Origin of the sequence: Halomarina salina, from assembly GCF_023074835.1 — an archaeon.
Classification (GTDB): domain Archaea; phylum Halobacteriota; class Halobacteria; order Halobacteriales; family Haloarculaceae; genus Halomarina; species Halomarina salina.
In genome coordinates, this window is the sequence record NZ_JALLGW010000002.1 from 64,107 (window position 1) to 81,314 (window position 17,208).

General features: G+C 64.3%; 27 protein-coding genes. 9 read left to right on the forward strand and 18 right to left on the reverse strand.

Annotated features, from left to right (window positions below):
- Positions 1–50: 50 nt before the first annotated feature.
- Positions 51–344 carry a HalOD1 output domain-containing protein gene (locus MX571_RS16105; protein WP_247418635.1) on the reverse strand — a complete coding sequence of 98 codons (294 nt, stop codon included), beginning with the start codon at positions 342–344 and terminating at the stop codon, positions 51–53.
- Between the two features lie 238 nt (positions 345–582).
- Positions 583–1,851 carry an NAD(P)/FAD-dependent oxidoreductase gene (locus tag MX571_RS16110; protein WP_247418639.1) on the reverse strand — a complete coding sequence of 423 codons (1,269 nt, stop codon included), beginning with the start codon at positions 1,849–1,851 and terminating at the stop codon, positions 583–585.
- 86 nt (positions 1,852–1,937) lie between these two features.
- Here MX571_RS16110 and MX571_RS16115 point away from each other — a divergent pair, with 86 nt between their 5' ends.
- Together MX571_RS16115 and MX571_RS16120 are read left to right on the forward strand one after the other, a co-directional pair.
- Positions 1,938–3,110 (forward strand): threonine synthase, encoded by a 1,173-nt coding sequence (locus tag MX571_RS16115; protein WP_247418640.1) that lies wholly within the window; start codon positions 1,938–1,940, stop codon positions 3,108–3,110.
- 279 nt (positions 3,111–3,389) lie between these two features.
- Complete coding sequence (locus tag MX571_RS16120; protein WP_379751923.1) at positions 3,390–4,019, forward strand: LysE family translocator; 630 nt, start codon at positions 3,390–3,392, stop codon at positions 4,017–4,019.
- A 33-nt stretch (positions 4,020–4,052) separates the two neighbouring features.
- On the opposite strand, the gene MX571_RS16125 is transcribed toward MX571_RS16120, so the two are convergent.
- On the reverse strand, positions 4,053–4,754 hold the full coding sequence (locus MX571_RS16125) for an HD domain-containing protein (protein ID WP_247418644.1): 702 nt from the start codon (positions 4,752–4,754) through the stop codon (positions 4,053–4,055).
- A gap of 106 nt (positions 4,755–4,860) precedes the next feature.
- On the opposite strand from MX571_RS16125, the gene MX571_RS16130 reads away from it, so the two are divergent.
- The 3 genes from MX571_RS16130 (at position 4,861) to MX571_RS16140 (ending at position 8,033) form a co-directional block, all read left to right on the forward strand.
- Positions 4,861–5,658 carry an alanyl-tRNA editing protein gene (locus MX571_RS16130; protein WP_247418646.1) on the forward strand — a complete coding sequence of 266 codons (798 nt, stop codon included), beginning with the start codon at positions 4,861–4,863 and terminating at the stop codon, positions 5,656–5,658.
- 110 nt (positions 5,659–5,768) lie between these two features.
- A complete protein-coding gene (locus tag MX571_RS16135; RefSeq protein ID WP_247418648.1) occupies positions 5,769–6,503 on the forward strand; it encodes a GNAT family N-acetyltransferase in 735 nt (244 codons plus the stop codon).
- 225 nt (positions 6,504–6,728) lie between these two features.
- Complete coding sequence (locus MX571_RS16140) at positions 6,729–8,033, forward strand: tyrosine-type recombinase/integrase (RefSeq protein ID WP_247418650.1); 1,305 nt, start codon at positions 6,729–6,731, stop codon at positions 8,031–8,033.
- Here MX571_RS16140 and MX571_RS16145 read toward each other — a convergent pair.
- The 14 genes from MX571_RS16145 to MX571_RS16210 form a co-directional block, all read right to left on the reverse strand.
- The gene (locus MX571_RS16145) at positions 8,003–8,152 is read right to left on the reverse strand and encodes a hypothetical protein (RefSeq protein WP_247418652.1); all 150 of its coding nucleotides are present in this window, start codon (positions 8,150–8,152) and stop codon (positions 8,003–8,005) included. The two genes, MX571_RS16140 and MX571_RS16145, sit on opposite strands and share 31 nt — an antisense overlap.
- Positions 8,153–8,256: 104 nt before the next feature.
- Positions 8,257–8,571 (reverse strand): hypothetical protein, encoded by a 315-nt coding sequence (locus MX571_RS16150; protein ID WP_247418654.1) that lies wholly within the window; start codon positions 8,569–8,571, stop codon positions 8,257–8,259.
- Positions 8,564–8,869, reverse strand: a complete 306-nt coding sequence (locus MX571_RS16155) for a hypothetical protein (RefSeq protein ID WP_247418656.1) — start codon at positions 8,867–8,869, stop codon at positions 8,564–8,566. The genes MX571_RS16150 and MX571_RS16155 overlap by 8 nt, the downstream gene beginning before the upstream one ends.
- The gene (locus MX571_RS16160; RefSeq protein WP_247418658.1) at positions 8,862–9,197 is read right to left on the reverse strand and encodes a hypothetical protein; all 336 of its coding nucleotides are present in this window, start codon (positions 9,195–9,197) and stop codon (positions 8,862–8,864) included. Before MX571_RS16160 ends, MX571_RS16155 begins: the two co-directional genes overlap by 8 nt.
- A complete protein-coding gene (locus MX571_RS16165; RefSeq protein WP_247418659.1) occupies positions 9,194–10,051 on the reverse strand; it encodes a hypothetical protein in 858 nt (285 codons plus the stop codon). The genes MX571_RS16160 and MX571_RS16165 overlap by 4 nt, the downstream gene beginning before the upstream one ends.
- Positions 10,052–10,157: 106 nt before the next feature.
- Positions 10,158–10,565, reverse strand: coding sequence for a hypothetical protein (locus tag MX571_RS16170; RefSeq protein ID WP_247418661.1), 408 nt, complete (start codon positions 10,563–10,565; stop codon positions 10,158–10,160).
- Positions 10,562–10,753, reverse strand: coding sequence for a hypothetical protein (locus tag MX571_RS16175; RefSeq protein WP_247418662.1), 192 nt, complete (start codon positions 10,751–10,753; stop codon positions 10,562–10,564). The genes MX571_RS16170 and MX571_RS16175 overlap by 4 nt, the downstream gene beginning before the upstream one ends.
- On the reverse strand, positions 10,746–10,928 hold the full coding sequence (locus MX571_RS16180) for a hypothetical protein (protein ID WP_247418664.1): 183 nt from the start codon (positions 10,926–10,928) through the stop codon (positions 10,746–10,748). Before MX571_RS16180 ends, MX571_RS16175 begins: the two co-directional genes overlap by 8 nt.
- Complete coding sequence (locus MX571_RS16185) at positions 10,921–11,439, reverse strand: hypothetical protein (RefSeq protein WP_247418665.1); 519 nt, start codon at positions 11,437–11,439, stop codon at positions 10,921–10,923. Before MX571_RS16185 ends, MX571_RS16180 begins: the two co-directional genes overlap by 8 nt.
- A complete protein-coding gene (locus tag MX571_RS16190; RefSeq protein ID WP_247418666.1) occupies positions 11,432–11,767 on the reverse strand; it encodes a hypothetical protein in 336 nt (111 codons plus the stop codon). Before MX571_RS16190 ends, MX571_RS16185 begins: the two co-directional genes overlap by 8 nt.
- Entirely contained in the window at positions 11,764–12,003 is a 240-nt protein-coding gene (locus MX571_RS16195) for a hypothetical protein (protein ID WP_247418667.1), read from the reverse strand. Before MX571_RS16195 ends, MX571_RS16190 begins: the two co-directional genes overlap by 4 nt.
- Positions 12,003–12,185: a ribbon-helix-helix domain-containing protein gene (locus MX571_RS16200; RefSeq protein WP_247418668.1), complete on the reverse strand. Its 183-nt coding sequence runs from the start codon at positions 12,183–12,185 to the stop codon at positions 12,003–12,005. The genes MX571_RS16195 and MX571_RS16200 overlap by 1 nt, the downstream gene beginning before the upstream one ends.
- Before the next feature lie 2 nt (positions 12,186–12,187).
- A complete protein-coding gene (locus MX571_RS16205) occupies positions 12,188–12,448 on the reverse strand; it encodes a hypothetical protein (RefSeq protein ID WP_247418669.1) in 261 nt (86 codons plus the stop codon).
- A complete protein-coding gene (locus MX571_RS16210; RefSeq protein WP_247418670.1) occupies positions 12,448–12,840 on the reverse strand; it encodes a PadR family transcriptional regulator in 393 nt (130 codons plus the stop codon). The genes MX571_RS16205 and MX571_RS16210 overlap by 1 nt, the downstream gene beginning before the upstream one ends.
- 422 nt (positions 12,841–13,262) lie before the next feature.
- Between MX571_RS16210 and MX571_RS16215 the strand changes: the two genes are divergently transcribed.
- The 4 genes from MX571_RS16215 to MX571_RS16230 all read left to right on the forward strand — a co-directional run bounded on the left by MX571_RS16215 (position 13,263) and on the right by MX571_RS16230 (position 15,952).
- Positions 13,263–13,523: a winged helix-turn-helix domain-containing protein gene (locus tag MX571_RS16215; protein ID WP_247418671.1), complete on the forward strand. Its 261-nt coding sequence runs from the start codon at positions 13,263–13,265 to the stop codon at positions 13,521–13,523.
- Positions 13,524–13,765: 242 nt separating this feature from the next.
- Positions 13,766–14,230, forward strand: a complete 465-nt coding sequence (locus MX571_RS16220) for a hypothetical protein (RefSeq protein ID WP_247418672.1) — start codon at positions 13,766–13,768, stop codon at positions 14,228–14,230.
- Between the two features lie 50 nt (positions 14,231–14,280).
- A complete protein-coding gene (locus tag MX571_RS16225; protein ID WP_247418675.1) occupies positions 14,281–15,087 on the forward strand; it encodes an FxLYD domain-containing protein in 807 nt (268 codons plus the stop codon).
- Positions 15,088–15,133: 46 nt separating this feature from the next.
- Positions 15,134–15,952 (forward strand): FxLYD domain-containing protein, encoded by an 819-nt coding sequence (locus MX571_RS16230; protein ID WP_247418676.1) that lies wholly within the window; start codon positions 15,134–15,136, stop codon positions 15,950–15,952.
- 99 nt (positions 15,953–16,051) lie between these two features.
- Here the strand turns inward: MX571_RS16230 and MX571_RS16235 are convergent, their stop codons facing one another.
- A complete protein-coding gene (locus MX571_RS16235) occupies positions 16,052–17,092 on the reverse strand; it encodes a hypothetical protein (protein WP_247418678.1) in 1,041 nt (346 codons plus the stop codon).
- Between the last annotated feature and the right edge of the window lie 116 nt (positions 17,093–17,208).

Consider the following 17,208-nt stretch of genomic DNA (forward strand, 5'->3'; position numbering starts at 1 on the left):
ACTGGTGACCAGAAGTCGGTCGAACGTGCCTGAGGATGCGCGCCGGGTCGTCACTCCACCGAGTCGGCTCTGACGAGCACCACGCCGTCGGGCGCGACCTCGACGGTACAGCCACAGAACTCGAACGAGACTGCGAGTCGGACGGTCGAATCTGCCCGCCGGACCTCGACGAGAGCGTCGAGTGCGTCGGCGTCGATTACGTCTCCCAACACCTGGGGGAGTTCCAGCGGGTCGCTGTCGATGGCCTCGGCCACTGCGTTTACGACGGCGACGCTACAGCGCTCCCCCTCGACTGGTTCGTAGCGGTGACCCCGATGGGCCAGCGACTCGGTTTTCGATTGCATGTTGACAGTCACCTACTTCTACCTGAGCGACCACACATTGGTTCCCGGACATATGAATGTTACCACGAAACACATTCATATTAGAAGCACATTCCGCGGCCAGACCTGGTTTCCTGACTCGGTCCGGTACCGGTACCGGGGCCGCGAGGCAGTCCGACAGGCCGCTCACGCGACGGCACCGGAGCGGTTCGTTCCGCCACCGCGGGAGAACACTCCGGACTGCATCGGACACCCGATTCTACTGGGTCTCCAGGTGACTCTCGACGGCGTCGACGGCGACGCGACCGCTGTCGAGTGCGCCGTTGAGCGACGACCACTGCGTGTAGTCTCCCGCGAGGACGACCGGACCGTCGGGTGCGTCGGCGTCCGGGAGCGACGCCCGGAACCCCGGTGGCTGGGCGAACTGCGCGAACTCGACCCGGTCGGTCCGGAGGAGGTCGAGTTCGGAGAACCGACGCGAGGGGAACCACGAACCCAGTGCGTCGCGAACCTCGGTGGCGAGCGTCTCGTCGTCCTCGTCGGGGGTCCCCAGGAACGTCGCCGAGAGCAGTTGCTCGCCGTCGGGCGCGTACTCCGGGGCGACCGTGGACAGCGGAGCGACCTCGTTCGGACGCTCGTCGGCCGTGTTGAGTATCAGGCGCTTCCCCGTCTCCAGGTCGACGTGCCGCGGCAGCGAGAAGTACTGCGTGACACAGGAGCGCGGTTCGGTGGGCGTCCCGACGCCGGTCAACTCGGCGGTCGTCCGCGGGTCGGTCGCGACCACCGCCGCGTCCGCGCTCACGTCCCCGGCGTCGGTCGTGAGGCGGACGCCGTCGGTCGTCGTCTCCAGCGAGTCGACGGTGACGCCGGTCCTGACGGTCGCTCCCGCTGCGGTCGCGCGGTCGGCTAACTGGTCGCCGATAGCGCCCATCCCGTCGGCCGGGACGGCGATGTCGCCCTCCGCCAGCATCTTGAACGTGTACTCGAAGACGAGGCTCGACGACGACAGCGACCGGTCGAGGGTGATACCGCCGTAGAACGGTGCGGCGAAGTTCTCGACGTACCGCCGCGAGAATCCCCGGTCGGCGAGGTACGACTCGATGGACTGGTCGCGACCGTCGAGGATGGCGTCTGGGTCCCGGTCTGCGAGGTCACGCTGGAGTCTGAGCGTTCGGACCTTGTCACCCCAGCTCACCTCGCGGTTGAACAGCGTCTCCGAGATGGCCCCGAAGTCCCGGCGCGGGTCTGACAGCACCGACCGGTGGCCGGGACGGGCGAGCACCGCGCCGGGGACGAACCGGCGCAACGAGAGCGCACGGAGGTCGAGTTCGCGCTGGACCGCCGGGTATTCAGTGAACAGCACCTGGAACCCGCGGTCGAAGGTGAACCCGTCCTCGTGGACCGTCCGGACCCGACCACCGACAGTCCGCTCACGCTCCAACAACTCGACGTCGTGACCGGACTCGGCGAGGCGGCGGGCCGCGACCAGTCCCGCCAGTCCACCGCCGACGACGGCTACCCGTGACATACACCGAGCCACTCGCGGCGGGGAGAAAAAGCCCACCACGGCGGCAGACGGACACGGCTTTGTCGCGTCCGACGAAACCGGTAGCCATGGAGACGACTTCGGCGTTCGAGGGACTGGTCTGCCCGGAGACGGGCGAGCGGTTCGAGGCGACGACCAGCCACCATCCCGACGGGAAGCCGCTGGACGCGACGTACGACTACGAGTCGATACAGCTCTCGCGCGAACAGCTCGACTCCCGACCGGCAGGTCCGGCGAAGTACAACGACCTGCTCCCCTTCCCGGCCGAGCAACGGGCGTGGCTGGGCGAGGGGGCGACACCGCTCGTCGAGGCACCGCGACTCGCCGAGGAACTCGGTGTGGGACGGGTCTTCATCAAGGACGAGGGGCAGAACCCGACCGGCACGGTGAAAGACCGCGGACTGGCGATGGCCGTCGCGGCGGCCGCCCAGCACGACGCCGAGGACGTCGCGCTGGCGACCACGGGCGACGCCGGGCAGTCGATGGCGGCGTACGCCGCACGCGCCGGTCTCGCCAGTCACTCGTTCGTCCCCTCGCGGTCGACGTTCGTCAACAAGGCGATGATCAACGTCCACGGCGGCGACATGCGCGTCGTCGAGGGGCGGCTCCCCGACGCTCGCTCCGCGTTCGCGGAGACGCTCGCCGACGAGTCGTGGTACTCGCTGGCGGCGTTCGCGACGCCGTACCGTCACGAGGGGGCGAAGACGCTCGCCTACGAAGTGCTGGAGGGACTGGACTGGGAGGTCCCCGACGCGGTCTTCTACCCGCAGGAGGGGACCGACGGGCTGGTCGGGTTCCACAAAGGCGCTCGGGAGTTCCGGGACCTCGGCCTGGTCGACGAGGTGCCCCCGCTGTACGCCTGCGAGTCCAGCGGTTGTGCGCCCGTCACCGAGGCGTTCGAGGCCGGCGAGGCGACCCACGAACCGTGGGAGGTGCCGGACACCGTCTGCGGCGGACTGGAGGACCCCGACCCGCCCGGTGGTCGGTTGGTCCAGACGGCGCTCCGCGAGAGCGACGGCGGTGCGGTGGCGACCGACGACGACGACATCCTGTCCAGTGCGGCGACGGTAGCGAGCCACGAAGGAGTCGAGATGGGCGTCTCGGCGGCGGCAGCCGCGAGCGCCGCGTGGGCGCGGGCCGACGAGTTCGACGAGGACGCGACGCTGGTGCTGGTCAACACCTCTGCAGGAAGCAAGGACGCCGACCTGCTCCGCAGCCACCTGATGGGTCAGGGCATCTGAGGACATCGAGGGTGAGCAGGCGACACTCAGTGCGGATCGGGGGATCCGGACACGAGCGGTGTGTCGCACGCCGCGAGATGTCGGTCGCGGGTCGAGGACGATGCCTCGCCGAAGCGCTCGTGACGGCGGTCAGCGCACGGCGACGGTGGACTCGTGCTGGTACTTGAACGCTCGGCGGACTGGGCCCCACGACGAACCGTCGCCTTCCGAACGCGTTTTTCCCGACGGGCGCGAGGTTCCGCGTAGATGGCACTGCTCACGACAGCGCTCGCAGGCGGGGTGTTCGGCCTCGCGCTCGCCGCCCCGCCCGGCCCGATGAACGCCGTCATCGCCGAGGAGAGCGTCGTCAACGGCTGGTCGTCTGGGTTCCGGGCTGGACTCGGCGCGATGGTCGCGGACCTCGTGTTCATGGTCGGCGCGCTGCTGGGGGTGGTGAGCGTCGTCGAGCGCTACCCGACCGTCCACGCCGCGATGGTCGCCGTCGGCGGCGCGCTGATGCTCTACTTCGCGTACGGTGCCGCGACCGAGTTCCGGTCGGGCTTCCGGAGCGAGGGGACCGACGGCAAGGGGTTCAGGAAGGCGTTCGCGCTCGCCATCACGAACCCCTACCAGGTACTCTTCTGGTTGACCGTCGGCGTCGGCCTGCTCGAACCGGGGACGCTCGACGTGCTCGCGGAGGTGTCGGCGTCGCTGGCGGGACTGCTCGTCGTCGAGACGGGGAGTCCCGCGCTGCTCGTCGGGATGTTCGGCGGTATCGCGTGCTGGGTAACCGGCTTCCCGGCCGCGCTCGTGGCGGCCGAACGGCGCGTCGAGCGCCTGACGCCGGTCGTCGCGGCGCTCAGCGCACTCGTCCTCGCGGGGTTCGGCCTGTTCTTCCTCTACGACGCGCTGACGACGCTGCTCGGGTGAGTCGTCGCCGAGCGGTGGGGCCGCTGGACCGACTCAGCGCAGTTCGTCGAGCGGGTCCGCGGCCGTCTCCATCTCGGCGACTTCGCCCTCCAGCCACTCCTGAAACCAGCGGACGCGCTTGAGTCGCTGGTGGGCGATGCTCTCGGCGGTGTCGGACTCGATGCGCTCGACGGCGTCCTCGCCGCGTTCGAGGACGCGCGAGACCATCTCGCTGGCGTCCATGTGCGTCCGGGCCTCGTAGCCCATCCGCAGGAGCATCAGCGTCGTCCCGTTCGCGCCCACCTTGTCGAGCAGGTCGGCCTCGATGAGACACTGCGTCTCGAGCGAGAGGTCCGACAGCGGCCCCTGGTAGGAGTGGTCGACGATGGACTCACACACCTCCTCGACGAAGGACTCGGGGTAGTCGCTGTGGCTCTGGAGGAACTCGCGGGCGACCCGCGCGCCCTCCTCGGCGTGGACGTCCTGGTCGGCCTCGAGTTTCGAGATGTCGTGGAACAGCGCCGCGACGCGGACGACGTCCACGTTCGCCCCCTCGCGTTCGGCGATGCCCGTCGCGAGGTCGACGACGTTGAGGATGTGGTTGTACCGGTAGTCCGCGGAGTGCCACGGGTACCAGCGCATTCGGCCGCCGGTGTCCTCGCTCTGGACGCTCGCGGAGAGGTAGTCGTGGACGAACGTCTTCATACGGTCGAACTCTTCGTCAGAGACGGGAGATTCGCGGATTTCGACCCCCACGCTACCACCTCCGGAGGGTGAACTCGTTCATATTGGGCGTAATTACAACAGTTCCGCTCTTGAGGCTTACGACAGCTAAAATACTCCGCAGGTCTGACGGTTCGCCGTGACGGACCAGCGCTATCTGACGGATTCGAACGCACGCCGATTCGAGGCGACCGTCGAGCGGACGCTCGACGACCGGGTCGTCCTCGACGCGACGCTGTTCTACCCCGAGGGCGGTGGGCAACCGTCAGACCACGGGACGCTGACGTTCGCGGACGATGGCGACGACACCGACCGAGAGTGGCGCGTCGTCGATGTCCAGAAACGCGACACCGTCTACCACGAACTCGAACCGGTCGACGGTGGAGCGGACGTTCCACCCGAGGGCGCGAGGGTCGTCGGGGAACTGGACTGGGAGCGTCGCTGGGCGCACATGCGCTACCACACGGCCCAGCACCTCCTCTCGGCGGTCCTCCTCGACGAGTTCGACGCCGAGACGGTCGGCAACCAGCTTTCGAGCGAGTACGCCCGCCTCGACGCGGCCTACGACCGGTTCACCGACGACGACCTCGACCGTATCGAGACGCGGCTGAACGATTTGGTCGACGACGCACGGCCCGTCACGTGGTACACGATGGACCGGGCGGAGGCCGAGGCCACCCTCGACCCCGAACGGACCCGCATCGATCTCCTCCCGTCGAGCATCACCGACCTGCGCATCGTCGAAGTCGCCGGGGCGCAGGGGTCCGAGGACGCGGAGGATAGCAGCGACAGCGACGACGGCGACGACGCACCGTTCGACCGGACTGCCTGTGCTGGCACACACGTCTCGAACACGCGTGACGTCGGGTCGGTACACGTGACGGGGCGGACGACCCAGGGGAGCGGGAAGGAGCGCGTCACGTTCGAACTGGAGTGAGTCTCACTCACGAGTGATACTCACGCCGAGAGCGCCGATTCTGACGGTCTCGCGAACGGACGGAGCCTTCTCGCGGGTACCTTTATCTGTCCCCCCCGAGTGGCGGGGGTATGAAGATTCGTGGTGCGGAATCAGCCGACGCCGACGCGATACGGGAGGTAGCCCACCGCTCGATGGAGGCCTCGTACACGCTCAGTCCGCAGACCATCGAGGGGGCCGTCGCCCAGTGGTACGACGACGAGAGCCTCGAGACGAAGCTCGACGACGAGGACCTCGTCGTGCTCGTCGCCGAGGACGACGACGGTGACGTCCTCGGCTTCAGCGAGGCCGCACTGGTCGAACAGGACGGCGACGGCGACCTGAACTGGCTCCACGTCGACCCGGACTACCGCGGGGACGGCTACGCCCGCCGCCTGTTCGAGGCGACGCGCGAGCGACTCTCGGAGATGGGCGCGAGTCGGATGCGCGGACGCGTCCTCCGGGACAACACCGCCGGCAACGACTTCTACGAGCACCTCGGCTTCGTGAAGGTCGGCGGCGACAAGGTAGACATCGACGGCTCGGACTACGTCGAGAACATCTACGTCGAGGACGACCCCGAGGAGCTCGAACCCGTCACGACCGACGAGGGCCGGGAACTGTACATCGACCACAACGACTCCAGCCGGGCCACGCTCGCCCCGTTCCTCGCCGTCTACACCGACACGAACCGGAGCGACCGGTGGGGGTACTACTGCTCGAACTGCGAGAGCATGGACGTCGCCGTCGACACGATGGGCCGCATCGAGTGCAACGAGTGTGGCAACGTCAGCAAGGCGACGCGCTGGGACGCGGCGTACATGTAGGCCAGGTCGGTACGCACACTGCTTCTCGCAGCACTCTTCCTGCGGCACGATGGTAGGTGGATTCGAACCACGCGAATTCGCTCCGCTCACGGCTCCGCCGTTCGCGCATTCCGAGGCGGCAGAGCCGCCTCGCTCCGCTCGTGCTCTGGGTGTCGAATCCGCGTTGTGACTGTCACTGCTCGCTATCGCTCGCAGGATAGTCCCGGGCGGATTACGGGCAGAGTCTTGATAATCCCGACGGCCTACAATCTGTTCGTCATGGTCGACGCCGACGACGTCCAAGGATACCAACGGAAGTACGACAACCAGATGGAGAAGCTCGAGGCCGCCGATATCGACGACGCGGATCGTGACGCCATCGGGCGCTGGGTCGTCCACCTCCGGACGAACGACTCTGACGTCGACTCGCTGGGCACCGTCGTCGGCCACCTCAACCGGATGCGCCTCGCCGCCGAGCGTGCTGGCGGACCGGTGACGGGATTCGAGAGCGTCGAGGACGTCAACGCGTTCAAACTCCGCCTCGAAGACCACCACGGCCTCTCGGAAGGCACCATCCGTAACTACATGAAGGCGCTGCGGAAGTTCTGCCAGTGGCGAGACGTCGACTGGGCAGATGACGTCACCGTCGGCCCGTCGCCCGAGCGAAAGCACGACCCCGACGAGGAACTCACACCCGAGGACGTCGACGCCCTGCTGGACGCGTGTTCGAACGCCCGCGACCGCGCGATGCTCGCCCTGCTCGACGACACTGGGCTGCGCATCGGGGCGATTCTGAGTTTTCAGATGTGCCACGTCAACTTCGAGCAGCGCCGGTCGACGCTCACCATCAACGAAGAGGCGAACGTCAAGGGCGACGACGGCCCGAAGGCGCTGACGTGGTCGCGAGCTTACGTCGCGAACTGGCTCGCCGAGCATCCTCGCCCGGACATCCCGAGCGCGGCGCTCATCCACAAGACGAGTCACTACGACGACAGCGAAGACGGCGCACTCACCCAGCAGTACGCCGCGAGCCGCATCACCGACATCGCCGAACGAGCTGGCCTGAGCGGCGAGCGTGTCCACGCCCATCTGTTTCGCGGCAGTGCGATCTCGCGATGGATTCGCGACCAGCAGAGCGAGCAGGTCATCAAACACCGCGTCGGCTGGGGGAAAGACTCCCGCGAGTTCGAGACGTACAGTCGCGTCACCGACGAGGAGCTGAACGATGTCGTCTTCAACCACTACGATATCGGCGAGGATGACGACAGCGCCACGCCCCGGCACCGACTCAGCCAGTGCCCGTCGTGTAAAGACCCCCTCCGTGGATCGGAGACGTTCTGTCCGTCGTGTGCCCACGCGCTGACTGACGAGGTCGCCCTGGAGGTCGACGACATCGAGGACGACACGTTCGAATCCGCCAGCAACGCGGACGAGGAGCGGCCGGTCGAGAGTTTTGCAGAGTTTCGTGAGCGGTTCGACAGCAGTGCGGCGTTCCGGCGTGAGGTCATGGAGGGCACCGCTCATGGCGAACCAGCCTCCTCGGAGGACTGACCGGCCTCGAGTGCACGACGTGCACGCCGAGCCAGCGGGTACTTCTCCTCGTCGTACGAGGCGATCTCTTCGAGCAGTTCCTGGTTCGTCATCTCTGAGGGGTGTTTCTTGTCAGTCATGGTGCACCCGCGACTTCGTATTGTGAAATCCGATTTGCACGGATTCGTCACTATCCAGCTGCCTTCCCAGCACTCCGAGTCGCCGCGCGACGCTCTCGGTGGACCTATCGGACATAGTCGGGCACCTCCGCCGGAGCAACGAACGCACAGCCGTGTTTGCGGACGAACGAGGCGACCTTCCGCTCCGGGACGATCCCTCGCCTGGAACCGAACAGGTTCTCGGTGATGGCCGTAAAGCGGCCAGCCTCGTGGTGGATGTAGGTAACGCCAATCGTCGCCTGACGGCCGCTGTACCCGTTCGGGTCGACGTACATCACGTCACGCGAGTTCTTGAGTCGGAACAGGGCGTCGTCAACGTGCCCGTCGAACTCCGGCGCGGTGGCGTCCTGTTCGACCTTCGTGGAGGGTCGTTCAGACATAGAAGTTCACCTGCACGCCGTTATACGCCAGCAGCCCACCGCCGCACTCGGGGCACTCCGTCGGCACGTGGTCAGCGAAGTGGAGATAGCCATACCCGTCGACTCGCACGTCAGACGGGTCTATGTCGAAGCTTTCGCACCAACCACTACACTCGGCGTCGTCACCGAGGTGTTCGGGGGCGGTACAACGAACGGCGAGGTTGTCGGTTCGTAGAGCGTTCGGAACCGTCTCGAATCCGTCGCGGACAATCTTCGGCTTCTGTTCGACACCCTGCGAAGGTCTAACGTCCTCACTCATCGTCATCCACCCCGAGGTCGACGAGCGTGACGTCGAGCTGGTCGACGATCTGCGCCTGGACACCCCGCGAGCACTCGTGGAAGTCGATTGCGGTCGTCAGAAAGCCCCACTTCGCGACGAGGATCATCGCCGCCTCGACGTGCAGGCGAGCGTACGCCGCGCCCGAAGTGTTGGGCGTCACGACCGGCTCGGCCTGTCGCCAGGCGGCGCGGACGTTGTAGCCGTCCCACTCCCGCCGAGCGCGCTGGTCCCACATCCACTGGATGTGTGGATGGGCCATGACGTGGCCGTCCTGCTCGCGGTACTGATTCGGGCGAGCCATGCTCATGCTGTCCCTCCGGTCGCCGACTCGTCGCGCTGGTCGCGGCACACGATACACAGCTCCTGGTCGCCGATCTCCTCGACGTCGGTCTCACGACCACACTGGTCGCAGGAGACGTCGTCGGTCGTCCCGCCGCCGAGAGTCCGCTGGACGGCCTCGCCGCCGGTGTCAGTCTCGGGGACGTACGCGTGCGGGATGGCAGTCGTCATGAGGTAGCGAGCCATCTCGGGGACCCCCCAGTCGCTCGGACTGTAGAGCTCGAGGTAGCCCGACCCGGCGACCGTCCCGCGGACGATCTCCTCGCCGAAGTAGCTGAAGCCGACCTGGTTGAGGTTCCGACGCAGTCCACGGTCGGCGAACTGTTCGGCGGCCTGGTCGCTGTCGTCGTACGTGTTCGGGTAGAACATGCCCGACTCGCCGGGGTCGTCTTCGTCACTCCAGCCGACCTGCCACCACGTTGGGTCGTGGCGGTCCTCGAGCTCGTCGACGAGGCCGGTCAGGTAGTACTCGGCGTCTCTGAGGTACGCGCCGGTCTGCCTGCTGAGCATCGACCGGACGAAGTCGCCATCACTGGTGTTGATGGCTGCAAACGGCGTCGGGGCATCGGGGACGGCGAACCACTCGGCGCGAGTCCGGGTCTCGACGGACTGGGTCGTCATCTCGATCGAGCCATCCCCGTGGATGAGTGGCTGGTCAACGCTCTCCTGACCGATGTGGGCAGCCTCGCCCGAGTAGACCCGAAGGCCATCGAGCGTCTCCTGGACGTCCTCGACTTGTAGGGTGGTATTCTGCCCACTCGCCGATTCGATGGTCGTGGTCTCTGGGTCGTCCATCCAGAGCGCGATAACAGTCCGTCTCATGGGTTGCTCACCTCAGGGTCCGGGATCGAGTCACAGCTCCGGCTGAGACGCGACGGGAGCAGCGTTACCTGGTCACCGCAGTACGGACAGGTCCGCTTCTCGTAGCTCATGGCGCCCCTCCGTCGAAGCCCTGGCCGCGGTAGTCAACATCAGGATTCTCGAAGACGTCGACGTCCTCGAGCGGGAGCACCTCTGCCTCGCTTGAGAGCAACATTCCCGCGCCGACGACGCCGAGGTCGGTGACCGTGACGTGGTCATCGCGGACAGTCGCCTGCTGGAACGCAGAGCGGGCGGCCTGCCGACGGATGAACACCGTCGCCCCATCATTCTCGAAGCGGGCGACGAGGTCCGGGCAGCGGTAGAGCGTCTGTTGGTAGTCCCGACCGCTCGCCGCGACCGGCTGGCCGCGGACCGCCCGCAGCACCCGGACGGCCGTCGGCTGGTCGTCTGCCTTAAGTCGACGGACGACCCGCTCGTCCACGTCGGTTGAGTCGGCATCAGCAGCCTTACTCACGACGCATCACCGTCCACGTGGACGTACAGCCGGACCTCGCCGGTCTCGACGGCAATGCAGCCTTCGCCGTTGCCCCAGACACCGATCATCGGCAGGTCGTCGTCGACGGCGATGGTCCGGGACGCGGCGATGTCTGTCCCGCACTGGGGACAGAACTTCGCGAGCGTGTTGGTGTCCGTATCAGTCATCGACATCACCCAGCGCGATGGCGATGAGCCCGACCGACGCGAGCAGCGCGCCGACGATACCGATCGGGAACGCGAACGGGACGGTCGCGAGCTGGCTGGCGACGGTGACCCCCAGCGCCCACAGCAGCCCGACCGCGACCAGCGACGCTCCGACGTCGCTGAGACGGTCAGTCATCGTGGGCCTCCAGTAGCGTTTCCGCCTCGGCAATCTCCCGAGCGTCGTCTCTAACGTCACCGAAGACGCCGTCGATGCAGAAGTTGAGCGCCTGAACGAACGAGTCCGGCCGGCCGCTCTCTGCGGCGTCGGCCTTGAGTGCTATCTCGTACATCGTCGTCAGAAGCTGGCGGCGAATGACCTCCTGGATGCGCTCGCCGTCAGGGTGTGCCGCTTCGACTTCCACGCGGCCGAGTCGCGCAGCCGGGAAGTCATACCGGTTCGACGGCTCGCTCTTCAGGTTGCTGACGTAGACACACGTGTAGACAGCGTCGTCCACGGATGCACCGAGGCGAGCGTTGCCGTAGTTGCCCAGCAGGTCGTAGTCGTTCGCGTCCACCCACTCCTCGACAGAGTCGGCGGCGCGCTCGATGACCTGCATCGGTCGCCCCTGAGCGAGGTCGAGCACGACGTCTCCGGGTTCGATCACGTCGGCCTGTTTCGGAAGGCCAGTCGGGTTGCGCTCAGACATCGTCGCCCTCCGTGGCGTCGTGCAGCAGCTGGGGCTCGCCATCTTCGAGAAACAGCACCGCGCTCTCGGGGTCCATCAGCGAGAGCCCGAGCGTCGCGACGCGGTGGTTCTGCATCGAGGCGTGCTGGGCCGCGAAGTTCCGGATGCGAGCGCGCGCCTGCGTATCGAGGTCGTGCCACGCCCTGCCGGCGTGGACGGCCAGCGAGCAGTCCAGACAGACCGAGCCCGTCTCGAGCATGGCGTCGGCGATGGCCTCGCCGACCTCTGCAGCGAGCGGCTGGGACTGTGGGGAGATCTCTGCGTCCCCCGACTCACGGTCGGCGCTCATCGGCTGGCCTCCGCTCCGTTCCGGTCGGGCCCGCCGAGCGCCATGACGAGCATCGCCATCTCCTCTTTGGAGAACTGGGTCGCACGGTCGCTCTCGCGTTCTTCGTCGAACGCGATTCCGCTCAGACTGCAGATCTCCTGGCGCAGCTCCAGCGCCGTGTTGGCCTGGGCAAGCACGAAGTTCCGTGCGTCGAACGGCCAGTCGTCGAACTCCTCGGGGACTGTCAGTCCAGGCATCACGCACCCCCCTCCTCGGCGACGAACTGTCGGATCTGGTTGCGAATCGCTTCTGAGCGATTGACGTACGTACTCTGTTCGACGGCCTCGTCGAACTGGTCGGCGAGGTCGCCGTCGAGGCGGAACGTCCACCGATCATTCTCCGACCGGCCGCGGTCGTGATCGGTCGTTTCGGCGCTCATCGTCAGAACAGCCCCCGTGAGGCAGCGGCGATACCAGTAATCGCGGCGACGACGTAGAACGCGCCGATGGCGACGATGATGGCGACCGGCACCGCCCACAGGCCGATCGCTGGAGAGGCCGCCATCCAGACGAGGATGCCCCCGACGATGGCGGCGAGCGACCCCGAGATGAGGACGCCGATGGCCGCCTTCGAGACCTTCTGGAACTGCTCTTTGGGGTCCTCATCGAACGGGTCGTCGTCGTGCAGCGTGTCCGACCGCATTACCGACGCACCTCCAGGCCCATCGTGCGCGCGTCCTCGTGGATCTGCTCGTCGTAGAACGCGAGGAACGCACGCCCCTTCTCGGTCACCTCGTAGGCGTTCGTCCGGCGGTTGATCTGCTCGGGGCGGCGGTCGATCAGGCCGTAGTTGACCAGCGTGTCGAGATTCGGGTAGAGTCGGCCGTGCGTCGGCTTGTCGTCGAACCGCTCGCCCAGCTCGCGGCTGATATCCTGCCCACTGACGGCGGGCTGCTCGGCGTTGAGCCGACCGGCAACCCACAGCGCGTGGAGCTGGAAGCCGGTGAGGTCGGCCAGCGTTTCCTTGAACTCGGTACTGTCGTCTTCGTCCGTCCTATCCGTGGATTCTTCTCCACGGGACGTATTCTGTTGCATGGGTAGCTGAATTTTCCCGGAGGAATGATTCGCCCATGCGTAGCACCGCGTTTAACCAGTCAGCCCAGTGATAAATGTAGGCTTGTGTACGCGTGTTCAGCGCATACTTTTGATACCGGGGTGCGTTTGTTGGCATGAGCGATCATCCCGTCTGTCGGGAACGAGTCGCTCCCCGGTGTGTCAGCACCGAGGTACGGCCCCCTGGTTCGGGCCCTTTTTACGGGACGCCGTGGCGGAACCTAACGACTCAGAGGAGTATGAGAGTTCTTGGCACTTAGTTGTATCGTTGTTTGCCACAGATTCATCCGTGCTTCCCACGAATAGGGCAGTGCCCAACACAAGTGATTTAGTGGCGCACACCGTTTAGTCACTGTACCGAAGTACCTATGCTTGCCACAGATGGAAATGGGCGTGAAATGCGCATGGACGCGGACTGGATGAGTCGGCCGGCCGACGACCAGATCCTCGAAGCACTCCGCGAACATGGCGCACTGACGCCCAAGACGATGGGTGAGCACATTGGGATCACCAACAACTACGCTGGCGAGCGCGCCCGCATGTTGTCGAAATACGGGCTGGTCAACCGTGTCGCTCGTGGGGTCTACATGATCTCTGGCGACGGACGAGCGTGGCTCGACGAAGATCTCGACGCGAGCACGCTGAAGCCAGCTGATGATGAGTGACTGATTCCGTTCCATTTCCCCCCACCGGACCCTCGACCCAGAGTGTAATACCGCTTGCAGGGTCGTTTCCGGGAGTTCCGATATTACACTCAGACTGTCAGAGCAGCAGCACTGCCCCTCTGAACAACAAGTATGGGACCTTTCCGATTCTGGTTCCGAATCATACCGGATGGGGTTTAGAAGACAATAGTTCTGACTTATTGAATTACACATATAAGCGGCGAGTCCCGAGCGAGTATATCATGTCAACACCAGACACGGCGACTGCTGACGCAGCGGTCGCGGAGGAAGACACAGGTGTCAATTGGGGACTGGCCATTACCGCCGGGATCATGGCCCTGCTGATCGGTGGATTAGGCGCGTGGGCGACAGCCAACCTCTTCGGGATAGCCCCAGTCGTGTTTCTCATCGGCCTCGTCGGCGGTGCGTACTACCTCTATCAGAAACCGCTCAAATCTGCCGCTGTCGGGACTGGACTGTATATCATGGCCATCGAGATGATTCTCACGCCCATTATGTTTTACCTGCCAGTCCTGTTCAGCACAGAGGGGCAAGAGGGCGCGGAGGCGGCGGGGACGGCCATCGGATCGGTTCTTGGGCTTGTCATCTGGGGCTTCGTGTTCTTGCTTCTCGCAATTGTCGCGGGCGTGATTGGCTACTTCGCAAACCGTCGGGCGAAAAAGAAGCTCAACGCGTCTGTGAACTGAACCATCATCGACGTCGACACGCTTATCAGTTGACTCGTTGACGGACAGTCATGAATCGACGACGCTACCTAGCGCTGACTGGAGCCCTCACTACGACCGCGCTTGCAGGCTGCTCAGAAAGCGGCGAGACGAGTACTGTAGATGGAGGAAAGACGGCCGACCCCGCCTCGACCGATACGGAGACCCCAGCGCCGACCAGCGGCACCGAGAACGACGTCGCAACGGAACGGGCGACGGAGACTGAAACGGAACCAGAGACGGCGACACCGACTGGCGAAGCAGCTCTGGAAGTCATCAGTGAGGAACTCGTCGTCGATGAAGGCGAGTACAGTACGGACGTGTACGTAGCAGCTGAAATCGAGAATACAGCGGACGTGCCATCGGGGCTCATCGAACTCAAGGCAGAATGGTTCGACGGCGACGGGAACTATCTCGACAACAGTACTCAATACCTCCGGACGCTCGGTGCCGGCGAGACGTGGAACGCGCGGGTGTACGCACTCATGTCCGACGGTGAGAAGATCGAAGACTACTCACTGGGCGGGGAGTTCCAGACGCAATCACCAAACTTCTCTCCGGAAGGGCTCGCCCTGGGTGAGACAGAGCTGAAGGTTGGAGATAATGACGCCGTCGTCAACGGTGGCGTGCAGAACAATCGCGGCGAGGAAGTCGGCTACATTCAGGCCATCGCGAAGTTCTACAACGCCGATGGCGCGGTTGTCGGCACTGGCCGCGATAACGTTCTGGAGGTGCCTGCGGATCGGACCTGGTCGTTCGAGGCCTCCTGGCTTGGCTATGGCGACCGCTTGGGTGACATCGACGACTTTGAGGTCGTTATTACCGATTCGCCGTACTGACCGACGCATGCCTCGTACTTTTCACGGTTTGAGTTGTAGGAGTGTCATGAATCGACGACGCTACCTCGCGCTGACGGGAGCCCTCACAACGACCGTGCTCGCGGGCTGTTCTGGTGGTGGTGGTAGTGGAGGGACGACTGACGGTGGCGCTGACACGGCCGACTCGACCACGCAGGCGTCCAGCGGCACGGAAAACGACATCGCTACCGAGCAGGTGACGGAGACCGAGACGATTCAATCAGAGACCGAAACTACCACCGAGGAGGCTCCGGAAACGGAAAGCGGAGCCGCCAGCCTCGATATCGGAGACAAAGAAGAAATCAGCGTTAACACTGAGGGAGATATCGCTTCCGCGGTTGGCGGTGCTCCTGTAACGAACAGCGGTTCCACGTCTACAGGGGAACTCACGGTATCGGCGACGTTTTTCGACGGCAACGGGGACGAGCTAACGACCGAAACACACACGATCGCGGCACTGCCTGCAGGGAAGACGTGGTATTCGTTCGTCATCCTCATCGGCGAGGATGCGGAGGCTGCAGAAGATTACGAGCTTGAGTACGACTACGAGGAGACGCCACCGAACTTCACCACAGAGGGGCTCACTGAGGTCGAATCATCGTCTGAGAACCAAGACAACAAACTCACGATATCGGGGGAGGTCAGAAACGACACAGAGGGCGAGCTGTCCGATTTGACAGCAACAGCCTTCCTCTATCTAGATGGTGCCCAGAAAGAGATTCTTAGTACACTGGATGATAGCACTCAGAGCCTCCCTGCTGGGGAGACGTGGACGTACGAACTCACCACCCAAGGGGTAGGGAATATCGCAGGGGACGAGGTGCGCTACAGCTATTCATCGTCCTGAGTGGGAGTTACATTCATCTTGACCGACTCGCGGGGTTTACGGGTGGCGACGATACAAACGGAACCACCGAGAAGGTAGTTCCCAGTTAGACCGACTATTTCAGTACCCGAACCACCCTCCAGAGCTGCCTCCCTCTTCGGAATACCACTGTGGATCGTACTCTATAGTCAAATCATCACCAGACGTCCCGCCTCCACCGAATATATCTGAGATATCTGGCACGTACTCTGAGAACCAAGAGCCTGTCTCGACAGTCTCCTCGAAAAGGGGCTGAGCGAATTTGAGGTCTTTGAGCTGGTCAGGTGTGAACTCCTCCGCATCATCGATGAACCGAGTCGCATCCGACCGGAGCTCTGTGAATTCGGGTATGTCGTGCTGAGCGTTGACCTCGTCGACAACCCACTGCGCTTTGTCCTTCGTGATGACATCCTCGAAGAGGGCTTCTCGAATCTCGTAGTGGACCTCGCTCATCATAAACGCGACAAATCGGTCGCCACCATAGCGTCCGAGTCGGAAAAGCGTCCCACTCCGAGCGAAGAAGATCTTGTGAGTCCCCTTCCACGCGAGTTTATAGGGTGCGCCGACTGCGAACAGACCGACCTCGAGACAGAAACACGCGACTGTCAGGATGAACTCGCCATATTCCGTATCACGGTGCCCCTCAGGTGCATCTGCGAACTTCCTGGCGGTATCGAGAACGCCGTTGAATTGACCGAGAAGTGGGACCCACCGCATGACGACGTCCGCCTTCTTGCTCGCTCCGTAGATGAAGCTCTCATCCACATAGGTGGCAATATCGTGCTCGTGCAGCGCCTCCAGCAAGCGGCCAACACTACGGAGGTCCGTCTGAGTTGCTGATGCCCCTGAAGCGAGGTTGCTGAGGTCCTCGGTAGTACATTGTCGCAATTCATCGTTTGCTGAATCCTCTGCATCTCGAATCGCACAGGCGAACTCCCACGCGTGCTGTTTTCGCGCCTTCGGGTCAGTGAATTCGTCCATCGACTCGACCATCTGGCGAATATCGAATGCCGCGTCACGTGCTCTACCAGTCGTTTGGCCGCTAACCAGTCCCAGGCCACTTGCAGCGGCTGCTGTCGCCGCGGTCGACCGGAGGAACCGGCGTCGGGTGGAGGGCTTCATACGAAAACATGACTTTCACACGACTATAAATATCATGCACGTGCTGAAACTGAAAGTAGTAATCAGGTATCTGATACGCGGAGTGGCTTCCTGATCGAATGAACTTACAGGGCTCC

Coding starts and splice junctions, on each gene's coding strand:
- MX571_RS16105 (WP_247418635.1), bottom strand. CDS start 344: ATGCAATCGAAAACCGAGTCGCTGGCCCATCGGGGTCACCGCTACGAA.
- MX571_RS16110 (WP_247418639.1), bottom strand. CDS start 1,851: ATGTCACGGGTAGCCGTCGTCGGCGGTGGACTGGCGGGACTGGTCGCG.
- MX571_RS16115 (WP_247418640.1), top strand. CDS start 1,938: ATGGAGACGACTTCGGCGTTCGAGGGACTGGTCTGCCCGGAGACGGGC.
- MX571_RS16135 (WP_247418648.1), top strand. CDS start 5,769: ATGAAGATTCGTGGTGCGGAATCAGCCGACGCCGACGCGATACGGGAG.
- MX571_RS16145 (WP_247418652.1), bottom strand. CDS start 8,152: ATGACTGACAAGAAACACCCCTCAGAGATGACGAACCAGGAACTGCTC.
- MX571_RS16150 (WP_247418654.1), bottom strand. CDS start 8,571: ATGTCTGAACGACCCTCCACGAAGGTCGAACAGGACGCCACCGCGCCG.
- MX571_RS16155 (WP_247418656.1), bottom strand. CDS start 8,869: ATGAGTGAGGACGTTAGACCTTCGCAGGGTGTCGAACAGAAGCCGAAG.
- MX571_RS16160 (WP_247418658.1), bottom strand. CDS start 9,197: ATGAGCATGGCTCGCCCGAATCAGTACCGCGAGCAGGACGGCCACGTC.
- MX571_RS16165 (WP_247418659.1), bottom strand. CDS start 10,051: ATGAGACGGACTGTTATCGCGCTCTGGATGGACGACCCAGAGACCACG.
- MX571_RS16175 (WP_247418662.1), bottom strand. CDS start 10,753: ATGACTGATACGGACACCAACACGCTCGCGAAGTTCTGTCCCCAGTGC.
- MX571_RS16180 (WP_247418664.1), bottom strand. CDS start 10,928: ATGACTGACCGTCTCAGCGACGTCGGAGCGTCGCTGGTCGCGGTCGGG.
- MX571_RS16185 (WP_247418665.1), bottom strand. CDS start 11,439: ATGTCTGAGCGCAACCCGACTGGCCTTCCGAAACAGGCCGACGTGATC.
- MX571_RS16190 (WP_247418666.1), bottom strand. CDS start 11,767: ATGAGCGCCGACCGTGAGTCGGGGGACGCAGAGATCTCCCCACAGTCC.
- MX571_RS16195 (WP_247418667.1), bottom strand. CDS start 12,003: ATGCCTGGACTGACAGTCCCCGAGGAGTTCGACGACTGGCCGTTCGAC.
- MX571_RS16200 (WP_247418668.1), bottom strand. CDS start 12,185: ATGAGCGCCGAAACGACCGATCACGACCGCGGCCGGTCGGAGAATGAT.
- MX571_RS16205 (WP_247418669.1), bottom strand. CDS start 12,448: ATGCGGTCGGACACGCTGCACGACGACGACCCGTTCGATGAGGACCCC.
- MX571_RS16210 (WP_247418670.1), bottom strand. CDS start 12,840: ATGCAACAGAATACGTCCCGTGGAGAAGAATCCACGGATAGGACGGAC.
- MX571_RS16215 (WP_247418671.1), top strand. CDS start 13,263: ATGGACGCGGACTGGATGAGTCGGCCGGCCGACGACCAGATCCTCGAA.
- MX571_RS16220 (WP_247418672.1), top strand. CDS start 13,766: ATGTCAACACCAGACACGGCGACTGCTGACGCAGCGGTCGCGGAGGAA.
- MX571_RS16225 (WP_247418675.1), top strand. CDS start 14,281: ATGAATCGACGACGCTACCTAGCGCTGACTGGAGCCCTCACTACGACC.
- MX571_RS16230 (WP_247418676.1), top strand. CDS start 15,134: ATGAATCGACGACGCTACCTCGCGCTGACGGGAGCCCTCACAACGACC.
- MX571_RS16235 (WP_247418678.1), bottom strand. CDS start 17,092: ATGAAGCCCTCCACCCGACGCCGGTTCCTCCGGTCGACCGCGGCGACA.